Below are 24,420 nucleotides of genomic sequence, written 5' to 3'. Positions count from 1 at the left end.
CCGCCCCGATGTCCTGTCTTTACGTAGGTGCGAAATCGTTCGATTGCGTACGCATGCACAAACAGCCCCAAAATACGTACAAAAATAGGCCTTGCGCTTTTTTGAACGTGTACTAAACTACAGATACCGTATTCGTACGTACGGCCAGCCGCCCAGCGGCCAGCACCTAACCTCAACGGAGTGAGTCATGAGCAAGAACAGCAAGGTATCAGCCCTACACGGCCACAAACCCGCCAGCGTTTCGGTCCGCCAGCTTGCGCAGGAATACGCGGCGATGCCGACTGCGGATTTAATGGCCGAGTTGGTCGAGTTGGTCGAACGCGAAAAGGCGCGAGAGATCGAACAGGGGCGGATTCTCACTCAAATCCGTGACGAACGGATATACGAAAGAAAAGGTTACAAGTCCGTCTATGCGCTTGCATCGGCTGAACTGGGCGTGTCCACTGCCGAAGTAAAGCGCCTCATGACGCGCTACGCCAACAGCCTGTGAGGTCTGCCATGAGCCGTGTATTCGTGTACAGCCGCGTATCCACTGCCGACCAGCACACGGCTAACCAATTGCGTGAGATTGAGGGCGCGGGCTTTGCCGTGGACAAGCGCCGCGTGGTGGAGGAACACATTAGCGGCAGCACCGCCGCCAGCCAGAGACCGGGCTTTGCCAAGCTGTTGGAGCGCATCGAGAGCGGAGACACGCTGGTGGTGACCAAGCTCGACCGGCTGGGCCGCGATGCAATCGACGTGCAGCAAACCGTACAGACGCTGGCAGAGCAGGGCGTACGCGTCCACTGCTTGGCGCTTGGGGGCGTGGACCTCACCAGCCCAGCGGGCCGGATGACCATGGGCGTGATTACCGCCGTGGCACAGTTTGAACGGGATTTGATTATCGAACGTACACAGGCCGGTCTCCAACGCGCCAAGGCCGAGGGTAAGAAGCTGGGCAGGCCGCGCGCACTAACCGAACCCCAGCAACGCCGGGTGCTGCAACGCCTTGCCAAGGGCGAAACCATCTACGCGATTGCGAAGGACATGGGCGTGGCGCGTCAGGTGATCATGCGCGTACGTGACTGGTACAACGAACTACCGAACGATGCTCAGTCAGTCAGGCGCCTCCTTGAGGATGAGCAGCAGTAAAAGCAATTGCAATCAATTGCAAAGTATCCGCCGTGTGCGTGACAACGCCGAAGGCACGACCGAGGGCGCGCAGGCCGCCGAGTGAAGGCGCGCAGGCCAGCCCGGGGAAGGGGCCGAGGGAGGGCGCGCCGGGTATCCTTTTAGGGGTTTTCCCTAGCGGCCAAAAAACCGGCCCTGCCAAAAACGTGAAGGGGCGGGGGCCTATTTTGGTGGAGTAGTGAAAATCAACTCCGTGATTGTCAAACACTCCTGCCGATTGCAATCAATTGCAACGTGGCCGGGGGGCGTCGCTCACACCTCGCTCGCGCGGCTCACAGCCCTCGCCACCGATCAGCCTGACACGCCGTCCGACAAACCGTTTACACCGCTTGGCAATCCTTAGACTAACGTTCCCCGCCTGCTATGATCAATCGTGCAAACTAACGGGGGTTAGATATGCAATGCTCAAGCTGTCAAGCCGACTTGCCGATTACGGCGCGGTTTTGCCCTTCATGCGCCGCGCCGGTCCTGAACGAGATCGATATCAAGGCGCCGCATCAGGTGTCAATCGAATGGGTGACCACGACGCTCAAGGCGCAGCGTTACGAGATCGAACCGCTAAACAGTAATCCGAACGCCATCATTACCCGGCGTGATGGCGGCACACTCGTGCTGACACTGATGAAAGACGCCCAGATTATCGCCGTGCAGTCACTTTGGAATATGAAGCCACCAAGCTGGGGGCAGAAAGCCGACCTATTGGCGGCTGTCAACAAGGCCAATGCGCTCAACTGGCTTTGTACGTGCTATGTATCCGAAGCCTTCGACAATCTCACGGTCTCAAGCTTCGTTTACCTTACCGAACGACTATCGAGTCGTGATTTGTGCGTGTTTCTGGAAAACTTTCAGGCAGGGGTTGCCGGGGTCATACAGAACAGTGGGATTCTTAAGTTCGCTAAATAAAGTACCAGTTGATATTTACACGAGTTGGCGGAACCGCACTGATAATTGAGCGCCCGCCACTGGCGATGAAGTCGGAAAAGGTAGAAGAAAATTTAAATTCATGGGGTAGAAAAAATGCGACTTACTCACACTGGTTTTGCCGCATGCCTCTATATTTCGGCTTTGCTCATTAGTGGGTGTACTACTGATCGCTTGAAACCCAATTCGGAACAGGCATCGAGCGCTAGTCTGGACCAAACCTCCTGCCTGCAAAACGATAATGCGAGTTGTTCAAATACCGCGAATTCCGCCGCTCAACCTCGCCCATCCAAGAACTGTACCCTGCTCCCGGAGGGATACGATCCTTTACAAAAGGACGGTAGACTTTGTCCTGAAGAAAAGACATGGGCCGTATCTGCACCAGGACCGCTGAGATTCATGTGTTGTGTGCGTCCGCCTCAGTAATAAAAAAAATACGGACCCGGAGCAAATTGAATTGATGCTGCTATCGTTAAAACCCCGCCCCACAAAAGGAGATTTACCGCATGCGCCGCGATAAGAAATTAGCAGAAGAAATTCTGCGGACCTTAGTGCTTGATGATGAGCATTGGAATATGGAATTGAGACTGCTTGTCCAAAAGTTGAAGGACATAGCCCCGGAGAACGTCGTTCGTTATCACGTTCGCCTGCTTGAAGACATCGGCTTAGTGATCGTGTCGGATGTCTCAATTAGTTCATCGGGCGTGCCGAACCTGTCGGTGCGGGTCACGTCAGCAGGGCAGGACCGTGCCGAAAACTCGGATAAGCCCGATGCTATGGAGACGTGGGCCATATTGGGCAGTTGATAACCACTCGTTGCAATCAATTGCAATTGGGGGCCGCATCGCGCGGCCCTCTCTTATTTCAGTCAGTACAACCGGCCCCGTTACTGCCTCGCCTTCATGCTGCGTCATCTTCGTCTTCATTGCACCATTCGATAACGTCTTGTGCATCCAACTCATAGTAATAGCCGTAGACAGGAAATCCAGTCAGTCCATCTAGAACGGTGAATCCGCCGTGATTGTTCAGTCCGTCGATGCCAGAACGGGATTTATGTGCAATAAACCCTAGTTTTTTAGCCGCACGACGTGCGCGAGAATCGAGCGCCTTTTGGGCAAGGTGCATCTGCTGGTAGGGCAGCTTATGATCCGATGCTTGTTTAACTAGATCTTCAACGGTTACGGTACTCATGATCGACTCCAACGGATAGGTTAAGGACGAACAATATCGGCAGACTTACTGCCCGCTTTGTAGGAATTCACTTATAGTCTGGGTACGCCAGAAAGGGCGCTTCAAGTCATGCCCGTCTGGTTTGGGATAGCGTCCGCTCGCTAGACCCTTGTATAAGGTTGGGCGAGCAATACGCAAGATCATCAGCAAATCGCCGACATACAGCCGTCCTGGCTGATCCAGATTGATCGGTGGACGTTTTACCGTCGCCATACAGCACTCCTGGTCTCATGACGCACTCCATTGCGATTAAAGGATGGATCGCGATCAGGTGAGCTTTTGCGGGAGCGGCAGACAAAACAAAATGGAGTGCCGTCCAAGCCCATAAAGGCCCGACTGATCGCACTCCATTGCGGTTCAAACGAATAAGGTTGTTTGCCTTATCTGTCTATAAGTGTATATGTCTATTTATAGTTGTCAAGCGATTAAAGGAAGAAATAAATTTAGCCTGACTTCTTGAAATCGCCGACGATGACATTAGATGAGAAAATTGCTTGTAAATGCAGACCTAGTGCCTGCCATGCCTCTTGTTTTTCTTTGGCGTAGTCGTATCTCTGATAGGTGCGCCGGATGCGGTTTTCGTCGCGGTGGTTGAGACACTTATCGACTACGACCGGGAGCACGCCGAGGGACTGCATTAACGTGGCGCTGGTTCGCCTGAGATCGTGAGGCGTCCATTTATCGTCGCCCAATACTAAAGCGTTCTCCTGCTTGCTGCGCTTGGCATGCGCGGGTCGATCATAAAACTTAACCTGCCTGTCCGAGACCTGCTTAGTAATGGACTTCGTATCGATATAGGTCTCGCTACCGTCTTTCGACCGTCCCGGCATCAGGAACATTTCGGAGTTGGAAATCTCCATGAGCTTGTGCATGTGAAATGCCGCGAAGTCCGAGAGGTAGATAACGTGAGGGTCGGTGTTTTTGCTGTCACTCGGCGGAATGCGCCAGATACGGTTTTCCAGATCGATGTTAGCTTTACGGGCCTGGATCAATTCGCCGATACGCACAGACGTTGCCAGCACGACATACACCGCGTGGATTGAGCTATCCAACAAGTCAGCGGATTCAAGCGCGGCGGGCAGGGCCTTTAACTCTGCATCGCTCAACGTGCGTTCGCGTTCGTTCTCTTTGCCGCCCACATCCTTCTTCGTGATACCGGCTGTGCAATCAATTGCAACGAGTTCGCGGACCAGACCGTAGCCCCACATTTGGCGTAGCTCCGCCAACAAGCGGTTGGCGAGCCGGTTAGCGCCGCGTGCAACCACGGCATCCAGAATCGCCATAACATCGGCCTTGCGTATTTCGTCGGCGAACCGGTTGCCTATCGCCGGTAGCACGTCTTTATTGAATCCCCTGGCAGTTTCCGCCCCCTTGTCTTTCCGCTTGGCTAACTCGGATTGCGACCAGCGATCAAACAGGCCACGCACCAATAGACGACTAGCCGCCGCTTCTGCATCAGCCTTGGCTTTGTCGTTGGCAGTTTTTTTATCGGCTTTCTCGGCTTTGGCCTTGTCGATAGGGTCTATCCCATCGGCAACCAACTTGCGGGCCGCGTTACGTGCCGTGCGTATGTCCTTGAGGGAGAGGGCGGGCCACGTGCCGCAGGTGAGGTCTCGCGACTTCTGACCCATGCGGTAGCGGTAATAGAAGGTGACGCTAACCGCGTCATCCGTCGCACCCTTGCGGACCATGCCCCACAGGTTGCCGCCGTCCTGTCGCTTCTGCCCGATATCGGCGGGAGTCAGTGCCTTTAGCTCGATAGCCGTCAGTCTGTTTTCAACGCTTGCCATTTCCCCGACCCCCACACACGACCCCCACAAAAACGGGAGATAGTTAGAGACAGATGGAGACGGATAGAGACATAGTAAACCCGCCCGAGCCTTTATTTTAAAGGGTTTGCGGGCGATTGTGGAAACAACCTTAGACAAGCGGAAACAGGCCAAAACCTAGATGGGGTGCAGGTGGTCGGAGGTTCAAATCCTCTCGCCCCGACCAGTTCAAAACCCGCACGGCGTAAGGCTGTGCGGGTTTTTCATTGGAGCCTTGAAACTGAGCGCGCCGGGCCGAATATTAGAACTTTCTAATATTCAATCGGACTTCTCGGTCGGCGGATGCAACACGACCGTTGAGACCGGTACCTCACGCGGCTTGATGTAGTCCTCTGTCGTCGAGCAGTCGGTATGCGCGCCCGCCACCTGCAGCGCGAATCGCAACGAAGTGCTCGTCCGGAATGTAGACGTTTCGCTTCTTTGGCTTTTTGACCTTCATCTCGCGTGTCGGGTTGACCGTCACATATTTCTTGCGTACGGCCCAACTGAAGAACGTCGACAGCCACGCCTTCATTGCCTTTTGCATCGGCGGTTGGTCGGCCAGTTATTGAGCAGGAAATCCTCCACCACCGACGCGTCGATGCGTTCGATGTTCCAGTCGCCAAAATACCCTTCATACGCCTTCTCCGCGCCGGAGCCATTCGGGCCGGTACGTATTGCATCCACCGGTTGAATCCTCCAGGTACAGCGGCCATTCATGCGGTCATCTGTACGGGCGGGGACCTCAGCCATACCAGCCGTCCATACGTTTGAAGTAGTGGCCATTGGACAATGTCCTTGTCCAGGCACCGCTCTTCCACCTGTCGCATTCGACCGACGCCTGCTACAGCCCTACCAACTTCCCGATATAGCTCCAAAAGTGGCCCCGGCCTTCCCGGACCTCCCCACAAGACCTGACCGGCGCGTTCAGGAGCAGCTCAATACGTCGACCAGCGAGGAACGAGCCGGCCGTCTTCGTCGAAACGGTACCGACCGTCTGCCCAGCCCTCGCCGAAGAGCAGCAGGACCCGGTCGTAATACGGCTCGGTTTTCTTATCCGCCTGAGCTGCATCGAGCATCGAAGCAATTCGCTGGCGCTGTCCGTCCGCAACCACCGTGTCGCCTGTTGCCGCCAGGTAGGGCAGGAGCGCGCCCGAGAAACCCACCGACCCGACGCCTTCAGTTACACCCGTTGCCGTCGCAATGCGCTCCGGCGGAACCTGACCGGACAGCGCGCTGCGCATGCCGCCGAGTGCCGCCAGCAGCGATGCGGCCAGCGGATCATGCGGCGACGTCATGCCTGCCCATAGATACACACGGATCGCGTCGTAGCTGCCGACATCGCCCTTTACTGGATCAACGATAGTGCCATGTTCGTTGTGCCACGCGAGCCAGTCAGGGGCGAAGCCGTGTGGCGATGCGCTGGCGACGATCTGCGCCGCGTTTTCGGCAATACACGCCCACGGACCCTGCGGATCCTCGAGCGCGAAACGTCGCAATACCGGCAGCGGCAGGTAGCTGGGGTTCAGGCGCCAGGTTCCGCTGCCTGATGCAAAGCCGTATTCGCCCGGTAGCAGCATGGGCCCGAGGCCCGGCAGATTGGCCACTTCCCGGCGTTTGATCTGATCCAGTAGCGCATGGCCGCCTTGCGTGTATCGGGTGGCCTTCCACAAACGGCCTGCCTCGAGCAGGGCATACGCGATCCACGCGTCGGCGTCCGACGCGGAGTTCGGGTCCAGCACGCCATAGCTGCCATCGGTTTTGCGGCCCCATTGCCACGCGGGCAACTGCGTATCGAGATGGCCAGCGGCGAGGTTCGCGTCAGTCCAGCCGAACACCCTGTCGAACGTGGCGCGATCGTTCCCGACGAGCGCGAAGAACAGCGCGTACGATTGCCCTTCGGACGTGCTCTGCTGCGTGGGCGTCGTGAAATCGATCACGCGTCCGTCGGCCTGCATCTGCGAATCGACGAATGCGTTCCAGGCCGGCCACTCGCTGTCAGGGGATCCAGCCCCGAACGCAGTGGACGGCAGCGTGCCGCTCAGGCAGAGCAGCGCGCCGGCGCCAAGAAAGAAGCGCCGCCGCTTTCGCACAGGCACCGGTGCGGCCCCCGCACCAATGCCTGCGATCACGTCAACGATACGAGCAAGTGTCGGCATCCTGGTTATGCTTATCGTCGAGCTGCAGGTAGAAATTGCGCGATTTGCGCTGCACGTCGCGGCTGGATACCGCAGCGCGCAACCGGAAGAAGAAACGCACGAACGCGAGCGCGGTGATCTGTCTGCCGCGGCCCGGCGACACGTTCGTGCCCGCAAGCGCGCCCGGCTACCATCGCGACGAGAGTTTTACCACAGCCCGCCGGCTGTGCGTGCTGTAGCCCGTTTGGGATGTCATCGGTGAAAACTATTCGAATGGCGCAATCCGCAATTAGGCACTAATCTCATACAAAATACCGCAGTGCCAACCGCACGGATATCCGGGCATGCAGCAGAAAATCCATGGGATTATCGCTCTCGTACTGCTGGCGGGGCTCGCCGTACTGGCTGTTCTATCAGTCGGCTTGCCTCACTCCGTAGCCAATGCATTACTCTTCATTGCGCTGTTCGGGTTGCTCGCCCTTGTGCAGACGCCCGCCACGCGACCGTTACTGCTTGCCGTCAGTGGCTTCGTCATCATCCGGTACATCGCGTGGCGCTTCGAATCGTTCCCGGTCCATGGTGGCCTGCCCACGAAGATCGCCGCCACAGCACTGCTGGCGGCCGAACTCTATTGCATGGGTGTGGTGCTGCTCGGCTATTTCGTCAGTGTCCGGCCGATTGAGCGTCAGCCCCTGCCGCTGCCCACCAATCCCGACGTGCTTCCATTGGTCGATGTCTACATTCCGACCTACTCGGAGCCGCTTTCGGTCGTTGCCCCAACGGTGTGCGGCGCAGTCGAAATCGACTATCCGAAAGACCGCTTCCGCGTCCACGTGCTCGACGATGGCTTCCCTCGATCCAAAACCGCGAAAAGCCTCGCGCAGCGGCAGGCACTCGCCGAACGTGCCACACAGTTGAAGGCATTATGCGAAAGGCATGGCGCCATCTATCTGACTCGTGAATCGAACGAGCACGCAAAGAGCGGCAATCTGAACGCGGCATTGCAAAACACGTCGGGAGAGCTAATTGTCATTCTCGATGCGGATCACGTGCCGACGCGCGATTTTTTGCGCTCGACCGTCGGCTTTTTCATGCAGGATCCGAAAGCCGCATTAGTACAGACGCCGCATTTCTTTACCAACCCGGACCCCCTCGAGAAGAACCTCGGTCTGTTCAACCAGATGCCGGCTGAGAACGACTTGTTCTACCGTGTCGTTCAGCCGGGCCTGGATACCTGGAACGCGTCGTTTTTCTGCGGCTCCGGCGCTGTCGTCCGGCGTGCCGCCATCATGGAAGTCGGCGGATTCTCGACGGACTCCATTACCGAAGACGCATCGACTTCCGTCAAGTTGCATCAGCGAGGCTGGCGTTCGGTGTATTTCGGCCGGCCGATGGTTGCAGGTCTGCAGCCTGAAACGATTTCGGGCTTCCTCGTTCAGCGCATCCGCTGGGGCGTCGGCATGATGCAGATTCTCATGAAACAGAATCCCTGGCTCGTTCGGGGGCTGACGCCGGTTCAGCGGTTCTGCTATTTTTCGGTCGGTCTTTTTTGGTTCTTTCCGTTCGCCCGCCTCGTCACTTTCCTCGTGCCGATCATCGGCATCGTGTTCAAGCTGCAGATGTACCCGGGCGGGACGGACAACCTCCTCAGCTACACGCTTCCGTTTCTCACCGTCGCGCTTTTAACGGCCGAGCGGCTGAACGGACGCTTCCGGCGCATCTTTTCCTCCGAGCTCTACGAAACGCTCCAGGCGTTTTACATGCTGCCGGCCCTCGCATCGGCTCTCGCGCGCCCGAACGCCCCGACGTTCAGCGTCACGCCAAAGGGAGAGCAGAGCGAAGCAGACTTCATCAGCGAGTTTCGTCTGCCGTTCTATGGAATGTTTGTCTGCTGTGCGATCGGCCTCGTTTGGGGCATTGTCCGGATGGTCCACGAACCGGAGTCGCGCCCGATCCTCGCGGCGGCCGTGCTTTGGATCGCCTTCAATCTTTTTCTGAGCTTCGGCGCGCTCGGCGCGCTATTCGAGAAAGCACAGCGCCGCGCGCGGCCCCGCATCGACATCAACGAACCGATCACCGTCTCCGGTGAATTCGGCGAACAGGAAGTGCTGCTCCTCGATGCCAATGAACTGGGCTTGCGGGTACGCGTTCCCGACGGCTTGGTACTGGATCGATTCGAAGTCAGGTTCCAGCATCACCTGCTGGCCGCGTATGTCATTCCCCCCTTCAATGCGGCGGGTAACGATTATGTCGCGCTTTACGCACCCCGGTCGCCGGAAGAAGAACGGGCCGCTGTCATTCTCGCTTACGGCAATAGCGACCGTTGGGTGCGACAGTGGAAGCGGCGAGAGGCGTCGGTAAACTTCATCAAGTCCCTGTTGGGCATGCTCGCCATCTCGCTCAGAGGCGCCCATGCCCATGCGCGCCACGTCGTCCGCAAAGGTTTTCATGGCTAAGTGGCTCGTTCGCGCCCTTGCCGCGTGCCTGCTCAGCCTAGCCACACTGTCCGCAACTGCGCAGACGGTGACACGGCCGTTTTCCTCGCTCCGCGCAACAGGCGGCGCAGCCGCTGCCGCGCATGCGCTCATCGTCGAACTCTCGCCACGCGAAGCACTGAGCGGGGTGCATCTCCGTGTTGCATCAACTGCTGCGCCACCGGCCGGAGCCCGGTACGTGGTCTGGGTGAACGGCGTACAGGCGGCCGAGGTCGACGCGAACGAAGCTGAGCAGACCCTCGCGCTTTCGCCGGGCGCTTTTATGCCCGGCACCAACAGCATCCAGTTGGCGCTCGTACCGCGCTCGGCCGCAATCGGCGCCGCGACCGCGCTCGCCAACGTTGCGCCCGTGGACGACGCGCGCTCCTCGGTGTCGCTGGACTTCGCCGGGCTGCGTCCCAATAAGGCCCCGACATTGGCACAGCTTCCCGTGGCATTTGACGGGAGGGCATGGATGCCGCGCACCGTGACGATCGAGTTGGGACGGGATCCAGCATCGCCGGAGCAACTGCGGGCGGCGACGCTCGCAGTGCAAGGTATCGCTTCGCGTATGCGGCAGGTAGAGGTGAATGCCGCCTATGAGAATGAAAGCTCGATCGTCGCGGGGGATCATGATCTGGCTTCGTGGGCTATCGCGCCGGGAGCCGCGCGCGTCGGCGACGTCCTGCTTGTCGGCACACGTGCAGCGCTCGCGGACGCATTGCCAGTTGCGGTGGCGAGCGCGATTACCGGCCCGTTTCTCGGCGTCTATTCCGCCTACGAGGGCAAGTCCGTCATTGTCGTGCTCTCGGGCGTCACCGATGCCGATTGCGTGCATGCTGCGCAGGCGTTCGCAGACACGGCCATGGTGTTCCCGGCTCGCAGCGCGATCACGCTCGGTGACGCGACGGCCGTTCACGCACCGCAAACGCATCTCGCCGTTGCGCTGGGACAGGAGCACTCCGCGCTCGTGCGCGCCGCGCTGAATTTCGCTGCGATCCGGGTTCGGGCGACGGGCGCGCTCGCCGACTTTACGTTCACGTTCTCCGGCGACAGCGCACATACCGATCTCTTCTTTGGTCGAGATGCCGCGCTTGCCACGCAGTTGCGTCGGCAACTGCCGGTCTATCCGCCCTTGCAACCGGGACAAGCAGTGTCCCTGCCGGGCAGTGTCGGCGCGCAACGGGTCATCGCCGTGCTCGGCAGCGGCGATGCGTCGGTGGCCCGTGCCGTCGACATGTTGCGCCAGCCGGCCACGTGGTCGCTCTTTACCCGGGGGGCGACGCTGTTCGACACCGCGGCGGAGTCGGCCGTACCGCTTGCGGTCGCGAGGCGCTCGCCCGTCGCCGAACTCCGGCTGCTGCTGGCCGACCCCAAGGTGTTCTGGTCCGTTCTTGTCGCATTGCTGATCCTTTTATTCATCTTCCTGAACGTCGCCTTGAAGGCGCAGGTGGCGAAACGGCTTGACGCCGGCAACCATGCGTCCTCGTCGCGCACGCCTCTAAAACGATAATCATGAATCGCACGCTCATTGCAGCAGCCGTCGGCGTTCTTTTCTCGTGGCAGGGCCTCGCATTTGCGGCAGAGCTTGCCCCTTTACCGGGCGCAAGCCCGGTTTCCGCAACGCCGGCCTCTGCACCGGGCGGCTGGGGCGATTCGCCCGCCGCGCAAGGCTCCGTCAAGCTGGCCGAGCCGCCCGCTCCGCAAGGCCCCGCCAAGCTCGGGCAGCCGGCCGTACCCAAGGCCGTCGCCCGCCGACGCGCGCAGCAAGCGCCGAAGGCATTCGACACTGCGCATCCGGCAAGCGCACTGCGAGACAAGGCGTCCGCCTGCACGAGCCTTCCGGCGAAATGGGACCACGCGCAAGCGCTCGCCGACGCGGGCCGCACGACGCAAGCCTATACGCTCTATCTCGAACTGCTTCGCGCGTGTTCGGATTCCGGCGAACTCTCAGGTACGGCCTGGAAGGCCGCGAAAGCGCTGCCCCCAGCAGAGATCGACCGCCTCCTCGCGGATCCTGTGTTCGACGAGCTGTCGTTACGCAAGGTCCGCGCCGACCTGCGGCTGCAGCGCATGTACGCGGAGAATACGGCAGGCGACTACAGCGGTGCGCTCGCCTACTCGCGCGAACTGCGCGCGGATTCGTCCGTCCAGCTCGATGCATCGGCGCTGGAAGTATCGGGCTGGCTCGAAGACCGCGCCCATGACGACAAGGCCGCAGAGCGTCTGTTTCGCGAAGCCTTGACGAGCGCGAAAGATCCGGCGTCGGCTCGGCTTGGGCTGACGCTGTCGCTCATGCATCAGCAGCGGCTCGCGGAAGCGGAAGTCGAATCGCGCGATTTGGCGACACCAGACGGCAAGCGTCTACACGCTGCCATCGAGCTTGCCCTTGCCAAAGAGTCGGGCGACCCGGCTCAGGTCGACGCCGCGCTCAAGCTCGTCGGTGAGACGGGCGACGCGACCGCTCCGGCGACGCGTGCCCTCGCGGGATGGGCATGGCTCAACAGCCGGCGCCCGCAGCGAGCTGAACAGATCTTTGCGAAGCTCCATCAGGAAGCGCCCGACAACGAAGAATATCTGCAGGGCCTGGCGTTTTCTTCCGCCGCCAACCGCGACTACCAGACGCTCAGTACGCTCGTGGGCAACAATGCCCCGGGCACTCCGCCACTCGCCCGCCAGATGCTGGCGGAGCACGATGAACGTCTTGGCCTGTACGATCATGCGCGAGCCTTGACGGGACATCCGTCCGAGGGACAGGAGCCGGCGTTGCAATCGCTGTTTACCGTAGACAGGAAATCCGGTACAGCCGGGCAGGACAAGCTGACGGTCTGGACCATCCCGCAGCTGTCGGTCACATTGCTGCCGACTCCGTCGTTGTCCTTGCGTATCGACGGGACGGTGCTACGCCTCGACAATGGCCAGCAACATGCCTGGGGCAAGCTGCTGGGCGGCACAGTCAGGACCGATCTCGGACAAGGGGTGCTGATCGCGGGCGCGGCAGTCGAAGCGCCGGGTGAAGGTTCGACGCAGGCGTTCGGCAAAATCCAATACCAGCAAATCGCCGAAAACGAGGACGAGTTCGTACGGATCGCCGCCAGCCGCGACGGCATCTACGATTCGCTTCGTTCCTACGAGGGCGTGCCTTCGGAAACGGGGCCGGCCGTATCGTCCTCGCTCGAGATCGCTGCGCGTCAGGCAATCGGGCGCAGCGCATTTCATGTCGGTGAAACGCTATCCGGCGGCGCGGTCACGGCGAGCGGAACGGCCGTCAACCCGTTCTATGCCGCGAGCCTCTCGCTCACGCGAGACTTCCACGTCAAGGGCTGGAGCTGGCTCAATGCCGGACCGGAGGTACGCATCAGTTCATACCGCTACGACGCGAATCGGTATACCGGCCCCTACGCGGGCTACTGGAGCCCCAAATCGAACCGTGAGGCGGGACTCGTCTTCTACGCCCAGTCGAACGAGGGCGGCCGGTTCCTCTTCAAGACCGGCGGCCGCGTCGGGTATGCGACACGCGAACTCTATACCGGCCGCGCATCAGGGGCGTTCGGAGAGGACACCTCGACCATCGCCGCACTCGTTTCGCGAAATGTGATCGTCGGCGGGGGCGTTGGCTACCGCGCTTCGCCCGGCTATCAGGACATGAGCATCTTTGCCTGGGTGAAAATTCCGTTCGAACCACGCGGCCACCTTCGCGCCGCCGATCTTGTAACCCCGCGCGGCTTCTAGCGTGCCGGGCGGGCAGCAAGCGAGATGCCAGGTTACGACAAGGGCCTTGGCATCCTACAGACCTCAACAGTTTACGCAGACAATGAATTTCTGAAATCCTTTCCAGAATTGATTGGTTTGCACGGTGCTTGAGTCGTGTAAAGCTTGCGATTGACGACATCGGCTAGACGCAACGCATCAACCATCATCGCGGCGCCCGAATAATACTTGGATCGCCATCACGCACTGGCTCGGCTTTCTCTTCGAGTATCTCGCGTTATCGCGGCTCACACCGATCGCGCAAACCCGAAACATTCACGCTATTCCCCTTCATCGATAGCGGATCGATCGAGCACATCGGATCATGAGTGAACGTGACGTCCAACCTGCGTCTTTGCTCAAGTTCGTCACAAAGAGCATCACCTCGCTCATCAGTCTCTGAGGACAAAATGGATCGATCAATGCTTTCTTCCACCGCGGCATACCTCACGCCGGTGATGGGCTTTGCCTTGATGGCCGGCTTAGGCATTTTCATGCTCGTAATCGCGCTGATCGTCAAGAGAAGCTTGGTCAGCAATACGCGCGACTTCGTAGCATCCGGCCAGCGGATCGGACTCGCCTTCGGCACCGGCAGCCTCATCTCCGTATGGACTTGGGCGATGGCGGTCATGATGAGCTCCGCTATGACATATCGATGGGGCCTGTCAGGGCTATTCTGGTTCGTCGTTCCGAATGGGCTCGCGATCATGATCGTTATTCCATTCGCGCGTTATTTGCGGAAGAACATGCCGCAGGGATACACGATCTCCAAGTTCATCGATCACAGATTCAAGTCGAACGTATCGTCCACTATCGTGACGGTGACTATGGTGTTCGGAATTCTGCTGGAGATCATGATCAATCTGAAGGGAACGTCGGTGGTGATGAGCACGGTCTTCAACATCGACTGGCGCACCGCCACTTTATTCGCGATTGTCATCATCCTGGTCTATTCGTTCTTCGGCGGCTTGTGGACGAGCGTTATGACGGGGACGTTCAACACGCTGATGATTACCGCGGTCGCCGCGGCCATAGTCAGTATTGTTTATGCCAAGGTCGGCGGCGCGCAAGCAGTATTCGACGCAGTCGCGCAGGTGGCTGCCACCCCGGGAACACAGTTAGCGCCAGGCATGGAATGGGCCGGTCATGAGCTGCTCGGCGTGACCCGTTGGGACACCGCTGCGGGATTCGGCATCACACTCGCGTTCGGCTTGTTCGCCGCTACGGTCGCGGACCAGATCTTCTGGCAGAAGGTCTGGTCGATCAAGAGCCAGTACGTCGGAAGATCTTTCTTCCTTGCAGGCCTTCTCTTCTATCCGATTCCCATCACATTGGGACTGCTCGGCCTGATCGGCATCGGCTATCAGATTCCACTCGCTGCATTGGGCGGCGACCTTGCGGCAGTGGGGCCCTATATCGTGTCTCACATTGGGCTTCCCACGGCAATCGTTGTTTTATACGTCCTGGTCATTCTGGCTGCCTGCTATTCCACCATCGACGGCGGCGCAGCAGCGATGGCTTCAGTCGTCACGGTCGACATCGTCAAGAAAATCTGGCCGGCCATCGGCGACCAAGTCCTGTTCGTATATGCCAAGCTGGCGATGCTCGTTGGCGGCGTCGTTGCCGCCGCTATCATCCTGTCCGGTGTCGACTTCACGTCGTTGGTGCTGACGACGTATGCGCTCAAGACCGCGATCCTGCTTCCCTTGACGCTCGCTATCATGTGGCCGCGTACCAATTCTCTCGGCTTTGTCGGCGGAATCGTTCTATCCATCCTGATCGGGATGCCGGTTCGTCACGTATATGGAGAGCTCACTGGCACGCTCACCATCCTCGCGATTAGCGGTCTGACTGTCTGGATCGGGGCGAAGCTCAAGCCCCAGCGCTTTGACATCTCGAATTTGAGGTCGGTGCAGGACACGCTCGCCGGCAACGATTCGACTGCGGATTCCGCATCGCCGGCGCGCAGTGAGCCGACAAGGGCGAAAGCTTCGATCTAAGCGGGCGCTGCCCATCCAATCACAAGACATTCAGGAAGGTTCAATCATGTCTTCGGCAATCCCAGCCGTCACGATCGTGACGACGGTGGCCGCGATCATCGCTATCGCGCTATTTCTTGCGGGTTATATCAAGGGATTTACAGCTTCGGTCGACGAGCACGCGCTGCCGCAATCGGAGGTGCAGGACCGTACGTCGCAGCATCTTATCTGGCCAATCTGTCTCGCAGTCGTCGCGGCGGGCGTCGTGATTGCACTGCTCGGTGTGAGTCCGCTGTTCATTGTGCTCGCGCCATTTCTGTCTATAGCGTCAGCCGCGGTCATTGGCTTTCTGTTCTTCATAGAACCGCACCTCGGCTAGTGAAGTCAGCGGCCTCTGACGATCGCGCAACAATTACCAAGTAGGGAACTCATCATGACCGAATTAAAGGAGGCGCATTTGCTCGGCTTCGTCCAGCATGGCGTCAACAGCCACGCAACAGGCATGTGGCGCAACAAAACGGACAAGGTCGGCTATCATTTTTCTCGACCGGACTATTGGCAGCATATGGCGAGAACAATGGAGCGCGGGCTGTTCGACGCAATGTTCATCGCGGACGAACTGGCACCCTATACCACTCATGAGGGCAGTTCCGACGCAACGGTCAAATACGCCGTCCAGTGTCCGACGCATGAACCGTCGACTATCGTGCCCATCATCGCGGCCGCGACCAAGCATCTCGGTATCGGTGTGACGCTCTCTACCATGTTCGTGCATCCATACCCCATGTCTCGCTTGTTGTCGAGCCTCGATCATTTGTCCGAGGGGCGGCTCGCCTGGAATATTGTGAGTTCGTACTCCAAGAGCGAGTGGGAAGCGTACGGCTATGAGGACATGATGCCCAGGGAGGAGCGCTACGACCGGATGGAAGAGTACGTCGACGTGTGTTACCAGCTTTGGGATTCCTGGGATCCCGATGCGGTCATCGCTAATAAAGAAAGTGGCGTCTACGCCGACCCGTCGAAGGTCAAGCTCGTCGATCACAATGGCAAATACTTCAAGTGCAGAGGGCGCCACTTCTGCGAGCCGTCCCCGCAAGGCCGCCCGGTGTTGTGGCAGGCGGGTTCGTCAGGGCGCGGCCGCGACTTTGCGGCGAAACATGCTGAGGCGATCTTTGCTGTTCACCCGAGTGTCGAACGGATGCGAGAGTACACGACCGATCTCAACGAGCGGATCGTTCACGAGTTCCGCCGACCTTCGGGAAGCGTCAAGTTTATCTATGGCATTCAAACCGTCGTCGCGGAGACACGGAGCGAAGCGCAGGACAAGTACGAGCGCATCAAGGCATGTATTCCGCTTGAAGGCGCGCTTGCGTGGATGTCCGGTCACTTCGGTCTCGACTTCTCGAAGATGGACCTTGACGCACACGTACAGAACCTCGAAGTGCCGGGAATTCAGGGTTTATTTGATTCGGTCATTTACGCGAAGGACCCGCTCGGAAAAATTCCTGTGACGGTAAAAGAAGCTGCACTCATCTACGCACAGGGAATGGGTATGCCGGTACTGGTGGGGACGGCTGAAGATATCGCCGATCAGATGGAGCTGTTCATGGATGAGGGCGGAGCAGACGGGTTTATGCTGGCCGCCACGTACACCCCTGGATGCTTCGAGGAGTTCGTCGATCTGGTCGTGCCCGAACTGCAGCGTCGCAAACGCTATCGAACTGCGTACAAAGGCAAAACCCTGAGGGAGAACCTGCTTTCCGGGACGGTCAGTCGCTAGAGTTTGCGATTCACAGGCATTGCTTCACTTTTCTGGACAGCGATTTGCCCGCGTGTTGGTGCTCGTGGCTGCGGGGCCCGCGAGCACCAACACGCGCTTGTGAAGATCAGCGCGAGTCTTGTCGATCTTCCGGTCGCGATGCCGGGTCTACTCCTTCAGTTCATCGTAGACGTCGGCTATTTCGTCCGACGTTGGGTGACTGCTGTTCATTGTGGCGGCAACGGCACCAGCCCGTACCTGGACATGACACCGATAAGCTTCTCGCGGTCCGGCGGCCCACCTGCATTTACGATCGTTCCGACATCACGAAAATATTGAGCACCGATATCGGGCGTAAGGACGATAAGTGCGCGGGCCGTGGCATTGTGCGGGTTGCTAAAGTGATGGACCGACCCTCGTGGGGTAAACATCCATTCTCCTGGTGTTAGGTCTCGGACTAGCCCATCGACCGAGTACCGAAGTACGCCCTCCAGCACATAGACGCACTCTTCGTTACGCGTGTGGCTGTGTGGCGGCGGAACTTGCGAGCTGGGGGGCACAGTCAACTCAAAAACACCCATCCCACCTGTGGCGGTTCCGTCTATCAAGTACTGAATGCTCAGTTGACCGACGTTGATTGGTTTGCTTGGCACCGCGCCGCTGGGAATCATTCTCAAACTCCTTCAGATTAAGGATTCTCGTCAGTCCGCCAACGTTATAGGTAAGGGGGGCGCAACTCAATCAAGATTATGCGCGTCTCAGGGACGTATTTTGTCCGAGAGCGGCGACAGGCCGCCAGTTGCCTGTCGTTGCCGCAGCATCCGGTCCCTTTCAATAGCGGACGCAAGAGCCCTGCATTACGGCTCTCGTGGTTGCAATGGGGCTACACTGAAAGCATTCGAAGCAGGAGAAAGCCATGACAAACTCTGACCCTAAAAGCACCTTCCGAGGGCTTCCGCTTACCGCGGAGCAGGACGCGGAAGTGAGGCACTACATAAAGGTCCGAACACAGCGTGGCCTGCCGTGGGATACGTCGGAACTGAGGGCGATGCTCAAAGACATGCTGCAGCCCCCAGGTGACGGCAACGACGAATTCGATGCCCTAGCAGACGAAACGAAAGCGGCCGCCGAGCGCGCAACGGCGTCGGTTGACGAAGCGATGGAAGCCATAGAGGCGAGCGAGGAACGGAATGCGGCCATGGAGTCAGAAAATATGAAAGGGCCCAAGAGATAGAACCGCGAGCAATCATGCTTGCTTCCTGATAGCCCCGCATACGAAGCACGCCGGTGTTCATGCGGGTTCTCCGTCGAGCCAGAACTCCGTGAAACCGTAACTCGTGAGAGACATGCGCCCTCATTCGTCAAATTGCTATTGCGCCAGTACGGCCGCCAAGAGCGGCTGCACCGCCATTTGGAGGCATCGGACACACTGGTACGCGGGCGCCGGACGTCCGAATAGCATTCGTCTCAGTCAATTCGTTGACGCGCGGAGTCGATGAACCACATTGACCCGAAGCTGGCGAGCAGCGGACCGGCTGAGCGGCCGGTTCGCGCGCGTACATCCTACGTATTCCTATTGGAGTTATCTCATGATTGATTGGAAAGAGACGATTCAGGACATCAATTCTCGCCTCAAAGACCTGTCCACTCGCACGCCGGACACCCTTCGCGGTTTTGCCCTCGTCGCTGGAGCGGGCGCCAATACCAACCATCTCGGTGCGAAGACGCGTGAACTCATCGCGCTGGCCGTCGCAGTCACCACGCGCTGCGACGGCTGCATCGCCTTTCATGCAGCCGAGGCCGTCAAGCTCGGCGTGTCAGACGAAGAGATCGCAGAAGCGCTGGGCGTTGCCATCAATCTGAACGCCGGCGCTGCCATCACGTACAGCACGCACGTGCTCGACGCCATCGAAACGCTGAAGCAAGCCTGTCATGACCAACCCCAAGCTCGAAGTACTGACCCCGCAAAACTCCCAGCTGCTTTTCATTGACCATCAGCCGCAGATGGCATTCGGTGTCCAATCCATTGACCGGCAGGTGCTGAAGAACAATGTGATGGGTCTGGCGAAGGCAGGGAAGATCTTCGACATTCCGACCACCATCACGACGGTCGAAACGCAAAGCTTCTCGGGCTTCACTTACCCCGAACTGCTCGACGTATTTCCCGGTCAGCCGGTGCTCGAACGCACATCGATGAACTCCTGGGATGACCAGAAGGTTCGTGACGCGCTGGCTGCGAACGGACGCAAGAAGATCGTGGTTTCCGGCCTGTGGACGGAGGTTTGCAACAACTCCTTTGCACTCAGCGCGATGCTGGAAGGCGGCTACCAGATCTACATGGTCGAAGACGCCTCAGGCGGCACGTCGAAGGACGCGCATGACTACGCCATGCAACGCATGATCCAGGCTGGCGTCGTGCCTGTGACGTGGCAACAGGTGATGCTCGAATGGCAGCGCGACTGGGCGCGTCGAGAGTCCTACGACGCTGTCATGAAGGTAGTCCGGGAACATTCCGGTGCGTACGGGATGGGCGTGGACTACGCCTACACCATGGTGCACAAAGCGCCACAGCGCGCGGTTGGTCACCACGAGATCGTGCTCGCAGTTCCGGCCAGGTAATCGGCCGCCCTCCATCTCATTTGATGTCCCGACGCTGGCCGTGCGGCGTGACGCCGCCCTCGCGCTGCTCGGCGCGCTCGGGTTCTAGTGGCGTCAGACGACAGCGGACGCCTTGTATCAGCAGGGCAATGCCGTGGTGCCCGGAACAGCCGGACACGGCAGCCGGTGGACGGGCATGTATGTGCAAGTGCGTGCCGATTGGACCATTGCCGCGAACCTCGTCGGTTCCGTCGAAGCCGTGCACTTCCAGCTGGGCGACTCGATTCGCAACGCAGGCGGCAGTAACGCGGACTACCTCGGTGTCCAACTGAAATAGGGTTGGTAGCCACATCGGAAGCGCGCCGCGGCCAAGTTCCTGGTTTGAGCGGTCCGTGCCTTTTCCAATACGGGTGTAACGCCATCAAAATTTAAAAGAGGTCCGCGCAGCATATCCAGCCTTGCAACCCATCGCGACAGGCGGCTTACCCATGCATGGAAGGCGCGGGTGTTTCGGCGCGCTTCATGGCTAAAAAGCGGTGAATCTGCGCGACCACGGCTGCCCCTTCGCCCACGGCCCCTGCAACGCGCTTGGTGGAACCCGATCGAACATCGCCGATTGCAAACACGCCGTTGATACTTGTATGCAGCGGGAGAGTGGGCCCGCTGGCTCGTGTACCCAGGTCGGTATCGGTCAACACAAATCCTTTCGGATCCAGCGACACTCCGCACGTGCGCAGCCAGTTCGTGTTTGGGTCGGCACCGATAAAAAGGAACAAGTGATGCGTCTTCAGACTTTCTATACCCCCATCGCGTCGCCGATAGTGGACGGACTCCAGCCGTTCGTCACCTTCGAGGGCCGTTATTTCGGAACCCATATGGATCGTCACGTTCGGCAACGAGGCAATTCGCTCGATCAGATAGCGCGACATGCTGTGTTCGAGATCCTGGCCCCTGACGAGGACATGAACATGGGCAGCATGCGAAGCAAGAAACACAATGGCCTGTCCTGCTGAATTTCCGCCGCCGACCAGCAGCACGGTTTCGCTGCGGCAAAGCCGGGCCTCGATCGACGTCGCCCAGTAATAGACGCCGTGACCTTCGAAGCGCGCAAGCTCGCTCACTGCCGGACGCCGATATTCCGCGCCGCTCGCGACGACTACCGTCCGTGCCGCAATGCGCCGGGAACCGGCAAGCTCCACCTCGAGCGGGTATACGCTGCAATGCAAGCCCTTCACCTCGACGGGAATCGCGATGTGGGCGCCGAATTTCTGCGCCTGGTTGAATGCCCTGCCGGCTAGCGCTTGCCCCGAAATGCCGGTCGGAAAGCCCAGATAATTTTCGATGCGGGCACTCGTGCCTGCCTGGCCGCCCGGCGCGCGGCAATCGAAGACTGCCACTGACAGACCTTCGGATGCCGCATAGACGGCTGCCGCCAGGCCAGCAGGCCCGGCGCCGACGATCGCGGCGTCGTAAACATGCCTGGGATCGAATTCCGGCACGAGTCCCAGGCACGAGGCGAGCTGCCCGTCGTCCGGATTGCGCAGCACGGTGCCATCCGGGCAGACAACGAGCGGCATGTCATCGCGCCGAGGCGTCATGCGCTCGAGCAACGCGATGGCATCGGCACCGCTTTCGTCAAGCGTCATATGCGGGTAAGCATTGCGTTGCAGGAAATGTTGCAGCGCGAGGAGCCGCTCGTTGTCGGGCGGGCCGACGAGCACCGCCCCTTGTCCGCGCTCGATCGCGGCGACGCGCCTCAGGATCAGCGCGCGCATGATCCTTTCACCGAGCTCCGCCTCGCCGATCATCAGGGCACGCAGCCTTTCCGGCGAAATCACGAGCGCCACGACATCCTCGATAACCTCAGCATCGACAAGGCCGGGCTTGCCTGAAAGCATGCCGACGTCGGAGGTGAATTCGCCCCGTTTCGCCTGAGAGCGCAGCAAACGTCGATGGCCCAGTCCGTCGCGTGCCGTGTATCGAATCGTGCCCGACAACAGGACGAACATGCCTGGACTCATGCCACCCGCGCGATATAGGAATTCGCCGGCGGCGTAGCTGCGTATCGCACCAAAGCGATTGACCCGATCAATCTCGGCGTCAGTCAGTACCGGAAATATCTGATGCCAGCGCGGGGTGCTATCTGGAGTCTGCGCATCCGCCACGGCAGAACGATCGGCGCCGTTCGTGCCGACTTCCGTCTGGTTTTCCGGCCCGCCCGGTGGCGAAGCTGCCTCGCTGTTCATCGTGAACCTCTCACTGCGCGCGTTGGAACCGGCCGGCGGGGAGTCGCGCCCCTGGCCTTTTGGATCACCCACGGGGTCAATGCCGTCCAGTGATTCAAGATAGGTTAGCCGTCAACATGCCGCAATTAGGTAACACCAATCTTGCTCGTGTCCGAGCCCTCGTGGTACTCGCGACCGGCACAAGCGGACTTCTTGGCGCGCTCAGTTGCCTTTGCGCGTTCCGGAAGACTTGGCGGCGACCTCCAGTCGCCGCCGATTGTCCTCACGGCAATGAGATTTGGCGGGTCAACTCGGCCGTCACGTTGGGACCCGTGGCTATGCCGAATACCGGGTACACGGTCGTGGACCCGCTAGCAGCCAAGCCCATGTAATCGCCGAGGAAGTGGCCACGTACCACCGGAGCGTCAAGTATGTTGAACGAAGCTGTGGTCAGTTGCTGCTCATGGCCCCAGTTAACGGCGTTCGTGCACGCAGTGGAGGTAGAGCAGAAGAGCGCGAAATAGTCCGTGCCCTCGAACCCGGCAGGTGTGTTCGTGTCGTTACGAAAATCGTAGTAGGTCACCACGATAGTCTTGCCGTCGCCCGACGCCACCACCGCGGGGATGAACGCCTGCTGTCGGCACGGGTTCGCGGCATTCGCCGGCGTCTTGTTGATCATCACCGGCGTCGACCAGGTGGCCCCGCCGTCGTCAGACTGGCTGAACGCGATCCCGTCGATCTTTGACTCAGGGGCCGTGTTGCACTTGGCCGTCAAAAAGCGATCGTCCTGCCAGGCGAGATAGATTGCCCCCGTGACTGGGTTGACAGCGACACTGTAGAGGATGGAGGCATCGCGTATCGGCTGGCCGGTGTCCGGCGTGACCACTCCGACCACCGCTATATCGCTGGCGAACGCCGGCCCGCTCCAGCTCACTCCCTTATCCGTGGACTTGATATAGCCGATGCTGAGACCGGATGGCGTGACATTGATCGCGGTGAAGAGATCGAGCAGGGTCCCGTCAGGCAACACCCGCACGATGTTGTCGATCGTCTGCGCGTTCGTGCCCGGCTGGTAGATCGGGGCGGCCGTGCTCCAGGTCACGCCGTTGTCGGTAGATCGTGAGAAGAAGCTCGGGCCGGTGAAATTGAACTTGAAGACCGGGGCACCGCCCGCCGTAGCGTTGCGCAATTCGCGCGCGATCGCGACGCCATCGTTTTCTGCGAGCAACTGGGCGCCGTCCTTGGTTGGCGGGAAAACGCTCAGTTGATCCCACACCGCATACACGTAGCCGTTCGCGGTCGGATCGGCAGTGAGCGAGTCCTTGTCGTTCAGCACGTGTGGCGAGTTACTGCGGATCAGCGTAACCGGAGGTTGCCACGTCGCGCCGTGGTCGGCGGAGCGGCTGACCAGCATTCCGCTGTTTCGTGCACCAAATGGAGTCGTCGGCTTCATGGGGTCCACGACCAGCGACAGGAAGAAGGCCGTTCCGTTTTGCGCAAAGTCGACCCAGGGATCGGAGGCGCGAGCAAATTTGCCCCCCGTGCAGTCTGTAACGCCGCTCGGGATCGAATTGGTCCAGGTGGTGCCCGCGTCGTTGGAGACGACGCCGACGTTTCCGCGTGAGCCACCGTCGTCCCAGCGGTCCTGCTGGTGACCAACGAGGAGGCGAGAGGGGCTGGTCGGATCGGCCGCCACCCATGGCTCGATCGACGTGGCTGGAAAGAGGATGCTCCCGAATGCGGTCTCCTGCGCGTGCACCTGGTCGGCGGTGCATCCGCTGAATGGATCGCCCGCGGCCACCTGGGCGAGCGGGCCGAGCGTCTGCGCCTGCGCGCCTGGGCAGAACGCGCACGTGAGCGCGATGACGCCGCCGCCAGCGAGACCCCGGGAGACAAAACGGGATAGGCGTCTGAAAGTTGATTTCATGCTGTGCCTCGCGAAAAAGGGTAAAACGCCTTTTCACTGCCGGCTCTACGTCACCGGCACCATGACTCTCGCACTGTGATCGGCCGATCCACGTGCGAAAACGACTTGCCCAACCGCAAAACCACCGCTTGCTGCCACCCACCGAGACAATCGACTGAAGAAATGCACCTGCAGAAACACACTAGGTCGCGGCGGCACCATTTGTGTGAAAAATTCATTACGGATGCCGGTCAGGCACGTGGCGTCCCCATCTAGATTGACGTGGCATGAGGCATGCGGAAGAGCGGTCAAAGCATGTATGCGCTTGCAGAAGCACAGTGCGCCGGAATTGCGGCCTCAGCGATGTCAAGTCGCCGTGCATCGATGTGTGCGCCTTGGACGGCAGAACCGGGCTCCGCCTCGGCGGCTTTCGTACCCGCGACAAGGTTGAGAGCCAACGGC

Annotated in this window: 22 protein-coding genes and 2 pseudogenes; 15 read left to right on the top strand and 9 right to left on the bottom strand. The window is 59.6% G+C overall.

The window, feature by feature from the left end:
• The first annotated feature begins 187 nt into the window (after nucleotides 1-187).
• From J3489_RS14080 to J3489_RS14065, 4 genes are all read left to right on the top strand, one after another.
• Nucleotides 188-490 (top strand): hypothetical protein, encoded by a 303-nt coding sequence (locus tag J3489_RS14080; protein WP_206998971.1) that lies wholly within the window; start codon nucleotides 188-190, stop codon nucleotides 488-490.
• An 8-nt stretch (nucleotides 491-498) separates the two neighbouring features.
• The gene (locus tag J3489_RS14075; protein ID WP_206998969.1) at nucleotides 499-1,131 is read left to right on the top strand and encodes a recombinase family protein; all 633 of its coding nucleotides are present in this window, start codon (nucleotides 499-501) and stop codon (nucleotides 1,129-1,131) included.
• A 435-nt stretch (nucleotides 1,132-1,566) separates the two neighbouring features.
• Entirely contained in the window at nucleotides 1,567-2,073 is a 507-nt protein-coding gene (locus J3489_RS14070; RefSeq protein WP_206998967.1) for a zinc ribbon domain-containing protein, read from the top strand.
• Nucleotides 2,074-2,597: 524 nt separating this feature from the next.
• Nucleotides 2,598-2,897 (top strand): hypothetical protein, encoded by a 300-nt coding sequence (locus tag J3489_RS14065; protein ID WP_206998965.1) that lies wholly within the window; start codon nucleotides 2,598-2,600, stop codon nucleotides 2,895-2,897.
• A gap of 94 nt (nucleotides 2,898-2,991) precedes the next feature.
• Here J3489_RS14065 and J3489_RS14060 read toward each other — a convergent pair whose 3' ends face one another.
• The 6 genes from J3489_RS14060 to bcsZ form a co-directional block, all read right to left on the bottom strand.
• Nucleotides 2,992-3,282 carry a hypothetical protein gene (locus J3489_RS14060; protein ID WP_206998963.1) on the bottom strand — a complete coding sequence of 97 codons (291 nt, stop codon included), beginning with the start codon at nucleotides 3,280-3,282 and terminating at the stop codon, nucleotides 2,992-2,994.
• Between the two features lie 45 nt (nucleotides 3,283-3,327).
• On the bottom strand, nucleotides 3,328-3,534 hold the full coding sequence (locus tag J3489_RS14055) for a hypothetical protein (protein WP_206998961.1): 207 nt from the start codon (nucleotides 3,532-3,534) through the stop codon (nucleotides 3,328-3,330).
• 230 nt (nucleotides 3,535-3,764) lie between these two features.
• Nucleotides 3,765-5,111 carry a tyrosine-type recombinase/integrase gene (locus J3489_RS14050; RefSeq protein WP_206998959.1) on the bottom strand — a complete coding sequence of 449 codons (1,347 nt, stop codon included), beginning with the start codon at nucleotides 5,109-5,111 and terminating at the stop codon, nucleotides 3,765-3,767.
• A 349-nt stretch (nucleotides 5,112-5,460) separates the two neighbouring features.
• Complete coding sequence (locus J3489_RS14045) at nucleotides 5,461-5,676, bottom strand: site-specific integrase (protein ID WP_206998957.1); 216 nt, start codon at nucleotides 5,674-5,676, stop codon at nucleotides 5,461-5,463.
• Nucleotides 5,661-5,915 (bottom strand): hypothetical protein, encoded by a 255-nt coding sequence (locus J3489_RS14040; RefSeq protein ID WP_206998955.1) that lies wholly within the window; start codon nucleotides 5,913-5,915, stop codon nucleotides 5,661-5,663. The genes J3489_RS14045 and J3489_RS14040 overlap by 16 nt, the downstream gene beginning before the upstream one ends.
• Before the next feature lie 152 nt (nucleotides 5,916-6,067).
• Entirely contained in the window at nucleotides 6,068-7,288 is a 1,221-nt protein-coding gene (gene bcsZ / locus J3489_RS14035; RefSeq protein ID WP_206998952.1) for a cellulose synthase complex periplasmic endoglucanase BcsZ, read from the bottom strand.
• A 35-nt stretch (nucleotides 7,289-7,323) separates the two neighbouring features.
• Between bcsZ and J3489_RS14030 the strand changes: the two genes are divergently transcribed.
• The 7 genes from J3489_RS14030 to J3489_RS14000 all read left to right on the top strand — a co-directional run bounded on the left by J3489_RS14030 (nucleotide 7,324) and on the right by J3489_RS14000 (nucleotide 17,250).
• Nucleotides 7,324-7,506 carry a hypothetical protein gene (locus J3489_RS14030; RefSeq protein WP_206998951.1) on the top strand — a complete coding sequence of 61 codons (183 nt, stop codon included), beginning with the start codon at nucleotides 7,324-7,326 and terminating at the stop codon, nucleotides 7,504-7,506.
• 105 nt (nucleotides 7,507-7,611) lie between these two features.
• Complete coding sequence (gene bcsA / locus J3489_RS14025) at nucleotides 7,612-9,723, top strand: UDP-forming cellulose synthase catalytic subunit (RefSeq protein ID WP_206998949.1); 2,112 nt, start codon at nucleotides 7,612-7,614, stop codon at nucleotides 9,721-9,723.
• Nucleotides 9,716-11,254 carry a hypothetical protein gene (locus tag J3489_RS14020; RefSeq protein ID WP_206998947.1) on the top strand — a complete coding sequence of 513 codons (1,539 nt, stop codon included), beginning with the start codon at nucleotides 9,716-9,718 and terminating at the stop codon, nucleotides 11,252-11,254. Before bcsA ends, J3489_RS14020 begins: the two co-directional genes overlap by 8 nt.
• Nucleotides 11,255-11,256: 2 nt before the next feature.
• Nucleotides 11,257-13,473: a tetratricopeptide repeat protein gene (locus J3489_RS14015; protein WP_206998945.1), complete on the top strand. Its 2,217-nt coding sequence runs from the start codon at nucleotides 11,257-11,259 to the stop codon at nucleotides 13,471-13,473.
• A 440-nt stretch (nucleotides 13,474-13,913) separates the two neighbouring features.
• The gene (locus tag J3489_RS14010) at nucleotides 13,914-15,491 is read left to right on the top strand and encodes a sodium:solute symporter family transporter (protein ID WP_206998943.1); all 1,578 of its coding nucleotides are present in this window, start codon (nucleotides 13,914-13,916) and stop codon (nucleotides 15,489-15,491) included.
• Nucleotides 15,492-15,537: 46 nt separating this feature from the next.
• A complete protein-coding gene (locus J3489_RS14005; RefSeq protein WP_206998941.1) occupies nucleotides 15,538-15,849 on the top strand; it encodes a hypothetical protein in 312 nt (103 codons plus the stop codon).
• A 54-nt stretch (nucleotides 15,850-15,903) separates the two neighbouring features.
• Nucleotides 15,904-17,250 carry an LLM class flavin-dependent oxidoreductase gene (locus tag J3489_RS14000; RefSeq protein ID WP_206998939.1) on the top strand — a complete coding sequence of 449 codons (1,347 nt, stop codon included), beginning with the start codon at nucleotides 15,904-15,906 and terminating at the stop codon, nucleotides 17,248-17,250.
• 206 nt (nucleotides 17,251-17,456) lie between these two features.
• On the opposite strand, the gene J3489_RS13995 is transcribed toward J3489_RS14000, so the two are convergent.
• On the bottom strand, nucleotides 17,457-17,900 hold the full coding sequence (locus tag J3489_RS13995; RefSeq protein ID WP_206998937.1) for a cupin domain-containing protein: 444 nt from the start codon (nucleotides 17,898-17,900) through the stop codon (nucleotides 17,457-17,459).
• Between the two features lie 245 nt (nucleotides 17,901-18,145).
• Here J3489_RS13995 and J3489_RS13990 point away from each other — a divergent pair, with 245 nt between their 5' ends.
• The 4 genes and pseudogenes from J3489_RS13990 to J3489_RS13975 all read left to right on the top strand — a co-directional run.
• Nucleotides 18,146-18,463, top strand: coding sequence for a hypothetical protein (locus J3489_RS13990; protein WP_206998936.1), 318 nt, complete (start codon nucleotides 18,146-18,148; stop codon nucleotides 18,461-18,463).
• Nucleotides 18,464-18,818: 355 nt separating this feature from the next.
• Nucleotides 18,819-19,139: pseudogene (locus tag J3489_RS13985) on the top strand (carboxymuconolactone decarboxylase family protein); the annotation flags it as partial.
• 22 nt (nucleotides 19,140-19,161) lie between these two features.
• Nucleotides 19,162-19,848: a hydrolase gene (locus J3489_RS13980; RefSeq protein ID WP_206998934.1), complete on the top strand. Its 687-nt coding sequence runs from the start codon at nucleotides 19,162-19,164 to the stop codon at nucleotides 19,846-19,848.
• A 58-nt stretch (nucleotides 19,849-19,906) separates the two neighbouring features.
• Nucleotides 19,907-20,164: pseudogene (locus J3489_RS13975) on the top strand (alginate export family protein); the annotation flags it as partial.
• A 145-nt stretch (nucleotides 20,165-20,309) separates the two neighbouring features.
• Here J3489_RS13975 and J3489_RS13970 read toward each other — a convergent pair.
• Both J3489_RS13970 and J3489_RS13965 read right to left on the bottom strand, forming a co-directional pair.
• Nucleotides 20,310-22,073, bottom strand: coding sequence for an FAD-dependent oxidoreductase (locus tag J3489_RS13970; RefSeq protein ID WP_206998932.1), 1,764 nt, complete (start codon nucleotides 22,071-22,073; stop codon nucleotides 20,310-20,312).
• Nucleotides 22,074-22,335: 262 nt separating this feature from the next.
• On the bottom strand, nucleotides 22,336-23,979 hold the full coding sequence (locus J3489_RS13965) for a sialidase family protein (protein ID WP_206998930.1): 1,644 nt from the start codon (nucleotides 23,977-23,979) through the stop codon (nucleotides 22,336-22,338).
• Nucleotides 23,980-24,420: the final 441 nt, after the last annotated feature.

The sequence above is a fragment of the Trinickia mobilis genome (genome assembly GCF_017315705.1).
Lineage (GTDB): Bacteria > Pseudomonadota > Gammaproteobacteria > Burkholderiales > Burkholderiaceae > Trinickia_A > Trinickia_A mobilis.
The sequence above is the reverse complement of the archived record's forward strand: the minus strand, read 5'-3'. Positions and strand labels throughout refer to the sequence as shown.